This window comes from bacterium (assembly GCA_012517375.1).
Lineage (GTDB): Bacteria > Hydrothermota > Tepidihabitantia > B3-TA06 > B3-TA06 > JAAYVC01.
This window is the reverse complement of the sequence record JAAYVC010000010.1, coordinates 24,528-39,099: the sequence shown is the minus strand read 5'-3', so window position 1 is coordinate 39,099 and position 14,572 is coordinate 24,528. Positions and strand designations below refer to the sequence as shown.

Genomic DNA, 14,572 nt, shown 5'->3' with positions numbered 1-14,572 from the left:
GGCTATCAGCTTAAAGACGGCATTGCCTGGGTTATGGAATAACCTTTAAGCATTATAGTCTATGAAAATTGGGGGAGCGTAAGCTCCCCCATGTTTTTTAAGGAAAGGAGTATGAATGAAAAAAACTCTCATCATGTCCGGGCTGGCGCTGCTTACATTCTCGCTCTCGACCGGCTGCACGAACTACTCCCTAGTGCGCAAGGTGGACGCCCTCTACACAAAGGTCAACGACATGCAAACGCAGATAGTCGCGCTTGACAAGCAGGTAAAAGACCTTGCCGCCAAGTATGATTCGCTTAAGACACCGCCGGGCGCAGAGCTTTCGGCAATAAAGCAGCGTTTGAACGAGATGGATCAGACCTTCGTGAACTTCTCGCGCGACCTCATTAAGATCTCGCAAAAGGTCGGAATACCCGTATCCGAGGGCGTAACGCCGCCCTCGCACAGATAGACTCGCATTACAAATGAGGGATTGACAGAAGATTCAAGATTGAGATAATTGGCACGGAGGCGCGAATGAAGAAAGCGATAAAATCAGCGATACCTTCAATATCCGCACTTGTTTTGTTCCTGCGGACATCTTACTCCGATGAAGTCTGAAGTCAGGGATATGAGTTATGAACCCGTGCAGGACTCCTTAGGCAACCCGGGAGGCGGAATAAAGATAACGTGGGATGAACCTGCAACAGTGAGTGGAGGTTTCCTCTTCCATGCAGCGAGAATAGCGGTCCTGAACTCGATGGTTATATATTTATATATTATGTGTGGAAGGGGCCGCATGGGTCGTGAATTAATCATAAATTCAAGGAGAAGTCGGTGAGTAGAATCATCAAAGTATTAAGTCTAATTCTCTTATCCGTTTTTGTGCTTTTTGCAGGGCCGGAGATTGATCCCGTTCAGGATGCTAAGTGCACCCCGGTCGAAGACGGAGCAGGGAACCCGGGGGGAGGGGTGCAAGTCTCATTTAAGAGCGACACGAGGCTTTTTTTAAGAGAGGGTGGATGCTACCAGGACTACATCGCGGACGGTCAGGTAAAGTTCGTTCTGTCGGTCGACAGCGCGCCTCAGGATTCGGTTACCGTTGAATCCGATGACCTCGACAAGACCGTTTCGTGCACGCTCTACACGCCCGGGGCGAGAATTACAATAGACGCATATGAAGTAGGCTACGGGTTCTTAGGCTCAAAGGAACTATCCGTAGCCGCGCTTGAATCCCTGATAGAAGTCTACTCAAGCGAAACCGAGGGACCGACCGGCATAGGTTTCGACTCTACAGGCAAGGCTTCGGCGTATTCCGTTGAAGATTCTCCTGCGACTGTGGACTATTTCGTTTCAACCGACGAATCCGGAGAAACAACGTTCCTCAAATCGGGCGAGTGCTACTCGGGTGGCGTCAGAGGCGTCTGTAGCGCTTCCGAGAGCTTCGATTCTCTCCTTATCACGCCTTCTGTCTCCGCCGCGACCTACCAGGACTCGACCGCAATAGCGCAGGGTTCAGTTTACTCCCTGTACCTAGATCAGGGTGAGAAGGACTATTCGACCGACGATTTCTTCGCCAAGGCGTATGTAACAAGTATCGCGGATGGCAGGGTCTCACTACGAATCGCCTATCAGCCTGTGCCCGGCCTGAGGTGGGTGGTAGTTGAATATTTCGTTGAAGAGACGACAAGATGAAACTGAAAGCCAGTATCGCAGCTTTGTTGTTGATAGCAGTTGCAGTGATGATAGGCACCCCGCCATGGGAACCCGTACAGAATCTACGTTATCAGGTAATTCCCGACTCGATGGCTGGCGAGGGTGGTGCTATTAAGCTTGAATGGGAACCGCAATACTATCAAAGTAGCAGTTCTAATAACGGGGGGTTCTTTTCGTGCGATAAACAAAAGGAAGAAGTTGAATATGTCATATATGTTGACGATAAAGAAATAGGCAGAACGGATTCGTTTTTTTATTACGTCTACACTGCAACCAAGGTTATAGGAGTATCAGGAGTTTTAGGTGAATCTGAATCACATCGTGAAACTATTGACCTAGCCATTGTTGAAACCCCTTACCTCGAAGTCTGGAGCATAAACGATCCGTCACCCGAACACCCATCCGGGTTCGGCTTCATCGAAAACGGAACAGCCACAGCATATTCGACATTCAACAATTCTGACCAGGTCGATATCTATTTAGGCATAGATGCAGAAAACACCCCTTGCTTTATATCGCCGCACATACATCCTCCAAATCCTTTAAACACGGAACACAACTCCACATGCCAGATTAGAGCAATATATGATTCGCTAAAGATAGTTCCTGCGCCAACAAACGAGTACTTCAAGTACGAGACGCCAATTCAAAACAACGGGGTCTACGGTTTCTGGCTCGATGACGATGGTGTGTACGACACAACCGGTCATTTTGGAAAGATATATGTAACAGCTCTTACTGAGCCGAGTAGCATTTACCAAGCAACGCTTAAACTCGGTTACCAATTGGTTTCAGGCCTGCGGTGGGTAGTCACTAGCCCCTGACGTCCTTATACATAAGTTGACTGTTTGCGAGTTTTGATTACAATCCCAGCATGCAGCCGCGTTACATAGCGCTCGCCGGATCGGGCGAGCTTAACAATCGGATCAAAGAAGCGTATAACCTCGCTAAAGATTGTCGCTTGTGCCCACGCAACTGCGGGGTAAAGAGACTTGAAGGCGAGAGAGGTTTTTGCGGCGCAAGCAATAAGTTGCGTATTTCCAGATTCATACGTCATAGGGGAGAGGAGCCTGCGCTCTCCGGAACACAAGGGTCAGGCACCGTCTTCTTCTCGCACTGCTCCCTGCGCTGTAAGTATTGTCAAAACTGGCAGTTAAGCATCGAGGGCGAAGGCCATGACATCGGTCTCCACGAGTTCGCGACAGGGATGCTTGAACTGCAAACCGCGAGGGTACATAACATAAACTGGGTCACGCCGTCCCATTACCTGCCGTGGCTGCTCGAAGGACTACAAATCGCTATAAATGAAGGACTTACCGTCCCGCTTGTCTACAACTGCTCGGGATACGAAAGCCTGGATGCGCTCGAACTTCTGGAAGGCATCGTCGATATCTATCTGCCCGATGCAAAATACGCAGACATTGAACTTGCAAAGACACTCTCCACTGCCCCAGACTATCCACGAGTCAACCGCGCAGCGCTGGCGGAGATGTACAGGCAGGTTGGAGACTTGGAACTCGATTCCCAGGGTGTTGCGCATAAGGGTCTTATAATACGTCACTTGATAATTCCAGGAGAGCTGGAGAACACGAAGCTGGTCCTGCGGATGCTGAGCGACACGCTTGGAAGTAACGTAGCTATATCGCTTATGGGGCAGTACTTCCCGACGCACAACATGCAAGGCACAGCGTACGATAGAACCCTTACGCGCGCGGAGTATCAGGAGGCTACGGACTACATGGTAAGTCTCGGATTTTCAAATGGTTGGGTGCAGGAGGGGCTGGGTGTGGAGCTCCATCACAGGCCCGATTTTAAGGAAAAACCGGACGAGATGTGGTGAAATTTAACCCCGAAAAGAATGCTGGAATCATTCTTTCGGGGACCCCAAATTCGAAGTCAGGATTAGAGAAATCTATCCCAGAATCACGGTCAAAAGGGTGACAAAAGCAGGACAAAAGTAGCGGCCGGAGGCCGCATTGGCCGAAGTCGCGCTTCCAGCGCACCTCCGGCAGCCGATTTCAGAATCCGGGCCCCCGCGAAGCTACGAAGCAGATCCGTGGGGTATAAAAAGCTCCCCAAAAGATAGACAAAAGATGGACAAAACCACCCCAAAATAATGCCCGGAGCATTATTTTGGGGACCCCGCATCAAGCCAGGACTAAGGAAGTGCGTCAAGAAAATTTAATGTGTCTTTGCGAGCCGGCTCCGAGCCGGCGAAGCAATCTATGCACGAAGTGCATGCTCCTTAGAAAAGACACTCCTTTTGCCTCTCTCTTGACAATTACTAACCCCAGCCTATCATCAACCATGAGTAACGGCAGGAGGTTCGACAAAACTGTCTGGATACGACTAGCAGTAATCGCTGTCCTCGTGCTTGCCATTTTGATTGTTCTGCCGACAACCAGAGCGTGGTTGAATGTGAAAGAGAATCTCGGTGATCAAAACAAGTACATGCTCAGTGCGATTGCACCGGTGCTTGCTGCGCTACTTGCGCTCGTTTTTTCGATTACACTAATCGCCACCCAGTTCGTGACCAAGTATACCCACAGAACAATGCGGATGGTTTTCAACAACCGGATTATCTTTTATATGGTAGCTCGTAGTGGCCGACTTTTAAGTCGGCCCGAAATACTGCTGCTGCGCGGGCTGACCTGAAGGTCAGCCTCTACGTTTCGCCATCGCGAACCTTCGAAGAAGGTGTGGCGATCCCATAACACTATCTCAAAACACACTTGATAGAGCCATATGTATCAGCACTCTGCCAGGAGATCGCCACGTCCTAACGCCTGCGGCGTTACTCCTCGCGATGCCCCCTCCCTCTCCATCCCGGTTTCACATAATGTCATTGCGAGGTCTCCTGGGAGGACGAAGCAATCGCATTAATCATCAGGAATTTCTCAGTCATAAGATACAGCCTTGATTAGGCGATCCTTACGCCGCGCTACGAAGACTTGTCGAACGCATGCACTTCTAGTGCTCGTTCGACACATGCGCCTTCCAGGCGCTACCCCAGGATGACGCTGGCGTTTTATGAGTCGCCTTCCTCAATCCGCGTCCACTCATGTAAAAAAAGCCGGGACGCGAGTCCCGGCAAGGATAAATGTGTATTGAAACGAATATCAGGGGAAAATGCCGCGCTCGCGGTAAACGCGCTCTATGCGGTTCAGGGCAACCACGTACGCCGCGGTGCGCCAGTCGGTCTTGTAGTGCTTTGCAGTGTCGCGCACGCGCTCGTAGCCCCGCACTATCTTCTTTAAGAGCTTTGAGTCCACCTCCTCAAGCTCCCAGCGCTCGCTGCGCTTGTTCTGGAGCCACTCAAAATAGCTGACAATAACGCCGCCCGCGTTGCAGAGGATGTCGGGAAGCACGTCTACGCCTCGCTCGAAAAGAATGCGGTCGCCTTCCGGATCAGTGGGGCCGTTCGCGCCCTCGGCAACGAGCTTTACGTCCAAATTCGGTGCGGTCTCGGCGGTGATCTGATTCTCCAAGGCGGACGGGATGAAGATATCGGCTTTCGTCTTCATGAAGGCGTCGTGATCTGTTACCCTGGCGCCCGCGAAGCCTTTGACGCCGCCGGTCTTTGCGACGTGCTGGCTGAGAGCGTCGGGGTCAATGCCCTCGGGATTCGCAATGGAACCTGTAACGTCCTCGGCGGCAACAAGTACAGAGCCGTGCGGCTTTAGGAGCCTTGCAGCCCACGAGCCTACGTTGCCGAATCCCTGAACGAAGTATGTTGCGCCTTTGAGATTGAAGCCCTTGTCTTTTGCCCACGCCTCAATCGTGTAGACCACGCCCTGGCCGGTCGCCTTGTCGCGGCCGAGGCTTCCGCCCGACTCGATGGGCTTGCCGGTAACCACGTGCACCGAGCGCTGACGCTCAGTGGGCGGAACGGTAGAAAGGTAGGTGTCCAGTATCCACGCCATTATCTGCGGATTGGTGTTCACGTCGGGCGCCGGGATGTCGTACTCGGGGCCTATGGTGTTTCCGAGCGCGTAGGTGAAGCGCCTGGATATGCGCTCGAGTTCCGCTCTTGAATACTTCGCCGGGTCTATCTGGATGCCGCCCTTTGCGCCGCCCAGCGGGATATCTACGATAGCCGATTTCCAGGTCATCCATGTGGCGAGCGCGCGAACCTCGTCGATGTTGACTGCAGGATGGAATCTCAGGCCGCCCTTGTAAGGTCCGAGCACGTTCGAGTGCTGAACGCGGTAGCCCGTGAATATCTCGATGCGGCCGTCGTCCATCTTTACGGGAAAGTTGACGACTACTTCGTTGGTGGTTTTTGCAAGGATTCTGCGGATGTTGGAGTCCAGCCCCATTAAATCAGCCGCTTTGTTAAACTGCCAGCTTACATTGTCGTAAACGCTGGGTTTATTGTTGGTTTCCATTGTGGTTTTTTACTCCTTAGAGGTTGTTCAATCTTATTGTGTACTTACGCACTCTCTCCGTTCCTTATCCTTGCCCGCAATCCTGCCTTACTTCACCGCTCAGCCTTTAGTTCGGTTTTGTCTATGAATTTCAGAGGATGGCGTCCGGCTGACGCAACATGCGCATATTATATGAATATTATCGTCCACGTCAATCTATATAACGAATCATCCGGCTCTTAAAGTGCCGGGTAAGGAAAGGTCTCCAGGCTACTTTATTTTCGTTACCTTTCTGTAGAGCGCGACACCGGGAGCGGTAAGTTTTACGAAGTACACTCCCTGGGGAACGTCGGCAGCGTTCCATGAAATGCAGTATGTGCCGCTCGGCTTTCTTGCGTCCACAAGCGTTTCGACCTTTCTGCCAAGCGCATCGTATACGCTCAGGTTGACGTATGAAGTCTTCGCAATCGAATAGGAGAGTCCCACTCCCGCATTGAAAAGAGCGGATGTCGTGATATCCAGGCTGGTATTGGCGTCTGCAGGCGCTTCAGCGATGCCTTCGAGCACGTTGAATGTATCCACCCAGACAGGGTTGCTTATGTTGACTACGTAGATATCGGTAGCCCAGAAAGTAATTACATAGGTCGAGGTATCAAGAAACGCTGTATCGAACTCGGCAGTCACCGTATCGTAAGGCATAAAGGCTGTAACGCCTATCGAGTCTTCATAAACCTGTTCCATGTCTTCAAGTCTTGCTATTCTGCAGCGCAGGGCCGGGTGGTCTACCTGGTTTCCGAGCTTCTCGGCGTAATCGGCGGTGGGCACAAACGCGCCATACTGATCAGGAACATTGGGAAGCGTCATCAGAATCGGGGTAATTTCGTATTCCACCTGTGAGGCGTTGAAGTTCTTGCTCATGCTGTTGTTCATAGGGATTTTATCGTCCGGATGCTGCACGGTAAATGTCGCTGTATAAACCTTGTTGGCAAGGGGAACAAACGCTTCGAACCCGGTCACGGTTGTATATCCCGGAGTACATGAATAGTTCGTGAGGGCGTCGTCGTAAACGGTGTTTTGAGTAACCATCTCCTTCATAACGCACCGGATTGTTGCATGCGCAGTGGTGTCGAGGTTGTTGGATACCCTGCACGAAGGGAAGAACGGTATGCCTGGATCTTCGTGGTCTAAAGGACGCAGTATCTCAGAAATCCCAAGGTCGAGCGTCTCGGGAGGCGGGTAAGGCATTGAACCCCATACGGACACGTCGTCAATCTCGTACCAGTAGGATTTTATTCCGCCTGAGAGCTCATTGTAGACGAACCTGACCTGGTTGTTCGCCTTTCCTGCAGCCTGGGCGGATATGTTAACGCTGTCCCTTGTAGTTACGCGTGAACCTGGGATGTAGCTCTTTACGGTAACCCATCCGCCGGAACCGTTCGTAACCTGCACCATCGCCTGAAGCTCCACGAGCCCTGGTTTAGGGTACCAGTCAACATCCCAGGCTAAGCAGACGACCTGGAAAGCGGTCGCGTCGAACGTCTTCGAGGTTAGGGCATTGTTGCCCACGCGCGACTGGTTTGAATTAGCGTCGTCATCGTTGTCTGCGCAGTAGCCTGTAGCTCCCGGGGTGTAGTTGGGCCTGGAATAGAAGTCGTTGCGGTTCCACTGGTTGTTTCCCTGGGTCTGACTTGTAGACCAGCCTGCCGGAGGAAAAGAACCCTCAAATCCTTCGGTAAGCAGAGGAACCGGCTGAGCATTGAGAATGGCCCCCAACGGCAACAAAACTGCAACAATGGTGATGATCTTCTTAAGACTGTTGATTTTTAACATTAAAACCTCCTGTACAAGGTTTAACTCTGAATTATTGTAGCCCATCCTGCGTAACAGCCCCGATCCCTTCCCTTGAATTCTATAGTTAATAATAGTCCGAAAAAAGACCCTGTCAAGGGTTTTTGATTTGCTATAAGCGTTTAAGTTTAAGCAATTCAATACATTAAGCTATTAAAATCGATTTTTTGTCAGCTTAAACTCGGCCGGCTTGACGCTTCCTTGAAAACTCCTATAATAGTAATAGGAAATTAAAAAAATGAAAGGAAACATCTAATGAAAAAGATATTCGCAGCGCTGATTACGGTTTTTGCAGCCGTGCTCTTATTCGGGTGTGCAAAAAAGAACGAACCTCTGAAGAACAATGTACAGGAAACGGCCCAGCTTCCAGAGGTCGTTGTATGCTCAATAGACTCGACCGGAAGCGTCCTGCTCGTTCATGACGATTCAATACCCGTCTTCAAATACAAGGGCAAGGAATACTACTTCTCTTCAAAAGCATGCCGGGACATAGTTGTCGCAGACCCGGATAAGTACCTCGGCCCGTAACACCCGTAACACGCAACACGCAACACGTAACACGTAACACGTACCCGCAACACCTCTGCTTTTAAGGAAATTCCGGCATCATCCGCAAAATTCGTAACCCCCTTAAGGGGCGTTACCTATAAGAGCAAAGAAGCCGTATTCAAGGTCTTTCTCTTGATTTTCATCAAGCATAAATCATAAATAACTCCCGCGGCATGAGAGATAAACCCTCCCTGTGCTCTAAGCCGGTCAGTTACTTCCGCTTGACAAACATTTATTCCAGAGTACATTTAACGTATGATGGTGTTTCTGCCTAAGATACTCTTTACCCTGTCCCTGTTAAGCCAGTGGCAGGGCTCTGGACCCGATGGCGGGTTTGTCCATGCGCTTGCCGCAGGAAACGGCGTTACCTATGCATACACCGATCAGGGACTCTACAGACGTGGGAGCGATCCCGCCTGGAAAAGGATTGATACCCCCAACCTCAATCTCCTGAAGGACGCCGGTATAAACAAGCTTGTAATGTTCGGCGACAGTCTTGTTGCATGCACGCGCAAGCACGGACTCCTCATCAGCCGGGATTCGGGAGTAACATGGAGCAATCTCGAGGGTATTCCTGCCGATGCCGATGTCGTGGGAATAGTACCTGTCATTGACTCTATCTACTCGTTTTTTGCCGCAACGCGCAGTCACGGCGTTTGGAAGTACGATTGGTTTCAGGCAAAAAGATTCGTACAGGTCGACGAAAGCTGGGCATTCCCGGGCAGGGAGATTGCGGCCATTTCCGCCAAACCGGAGCGGGACAAGGCAGCCATTTCTATCGAGGGTTCAAGGGTCGTTAAAATCTGGAATCCGCTGACTTCGAAGAACTGGGAGGATTCGACCTACATGCCTTCGGGTCTTGCGGGAAGAGTTGTTTCCATGGGTTGGATTGGGGACAGGATTTTTGTCGGAACTGCGAATGGCGTCGCTTTCGTTGAGTCGTCCACTCTCGCATGGCAGCCGGATGTTTCTTACAGCGACAGGATTATCAAGGATTTTTATGTGTGGGGCGCCAGCATATGGGCAGCCACGAACAGGGGGATTATCTCCAATCTAGGCGGGTCGTCTGCTTGGACTGACTCAAACGAGGGTCTTTCATCCCTGGATGCATACTGCCTGAGTTCTACATCGCCTCTTGCAGTTTCAGGCATCGCGGGCATGTCTGACAATGTGTATACAAGCTCGGTGTCCGGATGGTCAGTCTACGGAAATCTCAAAGCCCAGACCTTCATGGGTCTTGAGATAGACCCGCAGTACCCCAAGATGTGCTACGCCGCCTCCCTGGGCGGCGGGATATATAAAAGCCCTGACGGCGCACTGACATGGAAACGACACGGGTTCGCTGAAACGCCTGTCTCGCTCTGTCTTACTTCGGCAAAGGGAACCTACTCGACGGTCTATCTCTACGCAGGCAACTCCTTAGGCATAGCCAGCTCAGCCAACGGCGCGGAGGGATGGGTCCAGCACCCCGATGCAGAGGGCCGCTCAGTCATTCTCGCATCCGCAAACCTTTCGAACCCCAGGGAATGCTGGTTCGTAACGAGGCAAAACTTCCCGTCCGAAGCCCCGTCCTTCGTCGTCTATCACAGCGACGATGCCTGCGCTACATCGGACCAGGCGCTGGACCTTGCAAAAGAACAGCCGCTAGATATGACCTACGCTCCTTCGGACGGCGGCAAAATGTTCCTTTTGACCGTCAATGGGCTTTACCGCACGAACGCATCGGGTCAAGTTGAAAAGGTGCCTGTCGCGCTTCCCGCTGCCAACGGGATTCTGCTCGAGGCTGGAGGAGGAGGCAGACTCTTCATGCTCGGCAGTACAGGCAAGATTTACACGTGCTCAAACTCCGGAGAGGTGTGGAGCAATTTCCAGGGACCTCCCACTTCCGGCATCGTGAGGGCTATTGCGGCGGACACTTCCTCAGCCGGTCTGCTCGTGGCGGCCGCCGTTTCAGGTTCCGAGATTTCGGTCTTCTTCACCACCGATACGGGGAAAACTTGGACGAGAATCGCCTCGCCCTTACAGGGCGATGTGCACGATCTGGCTGTAAAACTTGACAGCCAGACTCAGATCGGTCACGTGTATGTCGCCACGGCGACGGGCATAAACTATGCGCAGTTTACTGTTTCGGGACCCCCCGATGATCTCAAGCTCTCAATGACGGCCGAAGCGGGCAGCTTCTCGCCGGAGATAGGCGCAAAAGCCGTATTCCATCTGGACGGCGATGATTTCATGAAGGTCACATCGTGGAGCGTCTCGATAAGAGATACCGCTGACAACGTGTATTATTACCAGTCCGGCGCGACAAAACCGGCGCAGGACTTTACATGGGACGGCTTTACGGAATCAGGCTGGCTTGCGCCTGCGGGCGTATATACGGCAACCTTCCAGGGACAGTCGGGCGAGGCGTCGGGCGAGGCGAGCGCTTCCATAGCGCTCATAATCGGCAATCCTCCGCAGAGCACGTCCACCGACGCGACGTCGGGAACACGTCTCCTCCTGCAGTACCCTCAGGCGGGCGGAGACCTGGGCTACCTTCTCTACCGCAGCCTTGACGTGCCCGAACTCTTCGGGGTTGCAGACAGCACAGCTACGGGTCATTTCTTTCTGGGTCAGGATTTAAGCAACACAAAAGATTCAAAGACAACGCTTGCAAGCCTTGCGATGGCCCAGGACGGCACTCACTGGCGGGCATGGACTGAGCGTAGAACCGACGGAACAGTGGGTCTTTTCGCCCTTCACCACACCGGCTCCTTCACGACCGATACGCTTGCCGCACTGCCCAACGGTGAAGACATCATGAAGTTGGCAGTGGCGGTAGCCAAGGACAGCACTCCTCTTGTAGCGGTAGTTAAGAAGTCCCCCAGCGGCGAGACAGGAGAGCTCTATCACCGCGCATCCGGCGCATGGGTGCTGGATACCGTTTTTTCGGAAACAGGAACGGACGCTTTTACCGATCTGGATATCCTAAGGGCGTCGGACGGCGTGCACATATTCTATAGCCGCGGGTCGACAGGATATGATTATATCTGGAACGGGCCAGGAACGCTTGAGCCAAAGGACAATACGTCGGGCGTTGTCGAGCTTTCCGCAACCTCCCTGGGCGACGACAAAATCTACCTTCTCTATACCGACGGTGCAGGCAAGCTTTTCTTCAGGGAGCGTACCGCAGGCAGCTGGGGAAGCGCTGCTGAACTCAAAGGGTACCCCGGATTTGCAATGAATATTACGTGCAACGTCAACGCCGCTGGAAAAATTACCGCGGCATGGCAGGCTGCAGGCGCCGTATATTTCAACCAGCGCACCGCTACGCTTTGGGGAACTCCCCAGCTCCAAACCCCATCAGGCAGCGCCTTCTTCCCTCAGCTCCCCCAGTGCACGTACTCCGACGCTCAGCCCCTAATTGCATGGACAGAGGGCGTAAACAAGCCGTACTTCGTGAGGCTGGTTCCTCTGGGCGAGGCTCCGCCTGCTGACACCATCATCCTAACACTCTACTCCCAGAAATCCCTGCTTCAGGGCAGCCCGCTTTCATTGGCCGCAAAATCGCACAGGATTGTGAATTCGATGCAGATTCATCTGGAGAACGAGACAGGCGCCGAGTTCTGGCCTGATTCCCTCTATCCTCCGGCTGACTCCGTTTCATACGATTCTCTAACGGTCTTCTATAAAGACAGCACAACCATGAAACTGGCGCTTGGGGGCTACAGGGTTATTGCCGAGGCGCATCTGGGGAGCCTAAGCGCTAAAGTCGAGGATACCCTTAACATAGTCGAAAATCAGCAGGATACCACCGTGCTAATGGATCCAGCGCAGGTCTTCTTTTTACCTAATCCGGCGGTAAGGCAGAGTACTGCAAAGATTTACTACAACCTCAGCGCCGACGCCACACGCGTCGAGCTCGAGATATACACGGCAAGGGGTAAGAGAATATCGTTCTATGAGGCGAGCGACGGCGATGCAATAGTCAAAGGTGCACGGAAGTTCCTTGAGGTCGACATCTCCGGGCTCGGTCCTGACGTTTACTTCTTCAGGCTCGTCGCGGAGGACGACAGTCTGCCGGATGGCGTCGTTATAAAGCCTTTCGTGGTGGTGAAATGAGGAATAGAGGATTCATCAAAGCCCTGCTCATTCTTGCATTGCTGTCCGCTGTCTCCGTTTTCGCCCAGCCGGTTGACACCGTATCTTTCCCAGGCCTGTCGATTCTTGACGTTTCCTTCGGAGCCAGGGGACTTGCCTTAGCGGAAGCGCTTGGCGCCGTCCCTGCGGACCGCTTCAGCCTTTACAACAATCCTGCTACATCGGCGTTCGCCTCCCAGATAGCCGTCATTGCGGGCGAGCAGAACATGGGATTCGTCAATTCACTGGGTTTCATCGGCCTTTTCCCCTTCAAGTTCGGCACCTTCTGCGTCGGTCTCAAGGCCGCAACCGTCGGCGGCATCGAGATCAGACCCGACCCGAACAATCCTGACTACTACGTAGAAAACACATCCGTCGTAGCAGCCATACCGGCTATATCGTTTGCGCGCAGGTTCGGACCATTCAGCGTGGGGGCCGGCCTCAAGGCGCAAACCGTATCGCTTGGGTACAACCCCGGTCAAGAAGGCGAGGCCTTTACGGATAACAAGGTCGGTCTTGATATCGGCGCCTACCAGGATTTTGACAACCTTGGACTCGGATTCGTTGTTCAGAATATCGGGCCCAGATTCTACTTCGTCGGGGATACCGCAGACAGCGCAGGCAATCCTCAACCCCTTAATCTGTCCGGTTCCCTGAGATATTCGCTCTTTGATAAAAAACTGCTGCTGCTCGCCAGTGCAGGCTACGGCAATGCAAGGGGCATCGTAGCCGCCGCGGGAGTGGAGTACTCGCCATGGAGTGTTTTTTCGCTTCGCGCCGGCTACAATACCGAACGAATATCCGCAGGCGCGCTCAACGGTCTCTCTCTGGGATTCGGCTTGAGGCTCGCGAACCTTGAGGTCAACTACTCCTACTTGCCGAGCACGAACGGTTTCGGCGCCGGAGGTTTTCACGGAATAGACGTGGGTTTTCACTTCGGAACCAGCGCCGAGGAGAAGGAGCGCCTGCTTGCCGAAGCTCAGAAGGAGGCCTTGAAGAGGGCGCTTGAGCTTCAGAAGCAGACCAGCCAGAGCCTTTATGAGCAGGGAGTTTCGCAGTATAACATGAGCCGCTACGACGATGCGCTCGAGAGCTGGGATATGGCCCTCATATGGTGGCCCGACAACGCGGATGCGCAGAGCATGATAGCCAAAGTCTCTGCCGAAAAGGACAAGATGGCTCTCCAGGCGCTCGTCGATCAGGCTAAGCAGGCCTACGTGAGCAAGAACTACGTTTCGCTTGCCGTCATGTCGGAAGAGATACTCGCAAGGGATCCCTCGCACAGCCTCGCACTCTTCTACAAAGAAGAGGCGCAGAAGGGTCTCGCGGAGGAGCTCATTTCAAAAGCGCCCGCGGCGCTGCAGTCGGACCTCAGACAGGGCATCGAGGCGCTTACGGGCCGGGATTACCTTACGGCGATGAGGTCGTTCGAGAAGGTTCTTGACTACGACCCTTCGAACGCGGTGGCGCAGGACTACATCCGCAAGACACAGGCAGAGGTTGACCGCTACATCAAGGAGGAGATGGCCACTGTCAACTCTCTCATATCCATGAGCAGGTATTCCGAAGCCAAAAACAAGACTAGGGAACTTCTAAAGGTGGCGCCGCAGAACGCGGAGCTTCTGCAGAAGATAGGCGAGATTGATTCAAAGGTCAGCGAAGACGTCCAGCGCCGGCTCGAACGTGCGCAGGAACAGCAGAGCAAGGACCCGGCACGTTCGGAGAAGGAACTGAAAGCGGCTCTCGAACTCGACCCTGCAAATAAACAGGCTCAGGAGAATCTTGCCCAGATTCAGAAGGCCGCTCAGAAGTCGTCGCAGGACGCTCAGAAGCTCTACCTTCTGGGTGTTGAATCCTACTCCGAAAACAACTACGAACTCGCCATCTCCTACTGGCAGAAGGTTCTTTCAATAGACCCAAACCACTCGAACGCACGCAAGAACCTTGAACGCGCCCAGACCAAGCTCGCCGCTCTAGGTAAGAGCGGCTGAAGT

At 52.9% G+C, this 14,572-nt stretch carries 9 protein-coding genes and 1 pseudogene; 8 read left to right on the top strand and 2 right to left on the bottom strand.

What is annotated here, in order from left to right; translation table 11 throughout:
• The first annotated feature begins 115 nt into the window (after positions 1 to 115).
• From GX441_01385 to GX441_01365, 5 genes and pseudogenes are all read left to right on the top strand, one after another.
• Positions 116 to 451: a hypothetical protein gene (locus GX441_01385; GenBank protein ID NLI97292.1), complete on the top strand. Its 336-nt coding sequence runs from the start codon at positions 116 to 118 to the stop codon at positions 449 to 451.
• Between the two features lie 365 nt (positions 452 to 816).
• The gene (locus GX441_01380) at positions 817 to 1,674 is read left to right on the top strand and encodes a hypothetical protein (GenBank protein NLI97291.1); all 858 of its coding nucleotides are present in this window, start codon (positions 817 to 819) and stop codon (positions 1,672 to 1,674) included.
• A 44-nt stretch (positions 1,675 to 1,718) separates the two neighbouring features.
• A complete protein-coding gene (locus GX441_01375) occupies positions 1,719 to 2,519 on the top strand; it encodes a hypothetical protein (protein ID NLI97290.1) in 801 nt (266 codons plus the stop codon).
• Between the two features lie 50 nt (positions 2,520 to 2,569).
• Positions 2,570 to 3,472: pseudogene (locus tag GX441_01370) on the top strand (radical SAM protein).
• A gap of 530 nt (positions 3,473 to 4,002) precedes the next feature.
• The gene (locus GX441_01365) at positions 4,003 to 4,350 is read left to right on the top strand and encodes a hypothetical protein (protein NLI97289.1); all 348 of its coding nucleotides are present in this window, start codon (positions 4,003 to 4,005) and stop codon (positions 4,348 to 4,350) included.
• Positions 4,351 to 4,814: 464 nt separating this feature from the next.
• On the opposite strand, the gene GX441_01360 is transcribed toward GX441_01365, so the two are convergent.
• On the bottom strand, positions 4,815 to 6,083 hold the full coding sequence (locus GX441_01360) for a Glu/Leu/Phe/Val dehydrogenase (protein NLI97288.1): 1,269 nt from the start codon (positions 6,081 to 6,083) through the stop codon (positions 4,815 to 4,817).
• Between the two features lie 249 nt (positions 6,084 to 6,332).
• Complete coding sequence (locus GX441_01355; protein NLI97287.1) at positions 6,333 to 7,892, bottom strand: T9SS type A sorting domain-containing protein; 1,560 nt, start codon at positions 7,890 to 7,892, stop codon at positions 6,333 to 6,335.
• A gap of 273 nt (positions 7,893 to 8,165) precedes the next feature.
• On the opposite strand from GX441_01355, the gene GX441_01350 reads away from it, so the two are divergent.
• From GX441_01350 to GX441_01340, 3 genes are all read left to right on the top strand, one after another.
• Positions 8,166 to 8,438, top strand: coding sequence for a YHS domain-containing protein (locus GX441_01350; protein ID NLI97286.1), 273 nt, complete (start codon positions 8,166 to 8,168; stop codon positions 8,436 to 8,438).
• Between the two features lie 276 nt (positions 8,439 to 8,714).
• Positions 8,715 to 12,560, top strand: coding sequence for a hypothetical protein (locus GX441_01345; protein NLI97285.1), 3,846 nt, complete (start codon positions 8,715 to 8,717; stop codon positions 12,558 to 12,560).
• Complete coding sequence (locus GX441_01340) at positions 12,557 to 14,569, top strand: PorV/PorQ family protein (protein ID NLI97284.1); 2,013 nt, start codon at positions 12,557 to 12,559, stop codon at positions 14,567 to 14,569. Before GX441_01345 ends, GX441_01340 begins: the two co-directional genes overlap by 4 nt.
• Positions 14,570 to 14,572 lie beyond the last annotated feature (3 nt).

Excerpts from the sequence above, each read along its gene's own strand:
- GX441_01350 (NLI97286.1), top strand. The coding sequence starts at position 8,166 with ATGAAAAAGATATTCGCAGCGCTGATTACGGTTTTTGCAGCCGTGCTC.
- GX441_01345 (NLI97285.1), top strand. The coding sequence starts at position 8,715 with ATGATGGTGTTTCTGCCTAAGATACTCTTTACCCTGTCCCTGTTAAGC.
- GX441_01385 (NLI97292.1), top strand. The coding sequence starts at position 116 with ATGAAAAAAACTCTCATCATGTCCGGGCTGGCGCTGCTTACATTCTCG.
- GX441_01355 (NLI97287.1), bottom strand. The coding sequence starts at position 7,892 with ATGTTAAAAATCAACAGTCTTAAGAAGATCATCACCATTGTTGCAGTT.
- GX441_01340 (NLI97284.1), top strand. The coding sequence starts at position 12,557 with ATGAGGAATAGAGGATTCATCAAAGCCCTGCTCATTCTTGCATTGCTG.
- GX441_01360 (NLI97288.1), bottom strand. The coding sequence starts at position 6,083 with ATGGAAACCAACAATAAACCCAGCGTTTACGACAATGTAAGCTGGCAG.
- GX441_01365 (NLI97289.1), top strand. The coding sequence starts at position 4,003 with ATGAGTAACGGCAGGAGGTTCGACAAAACTGTCTGGATACGACTAGCA.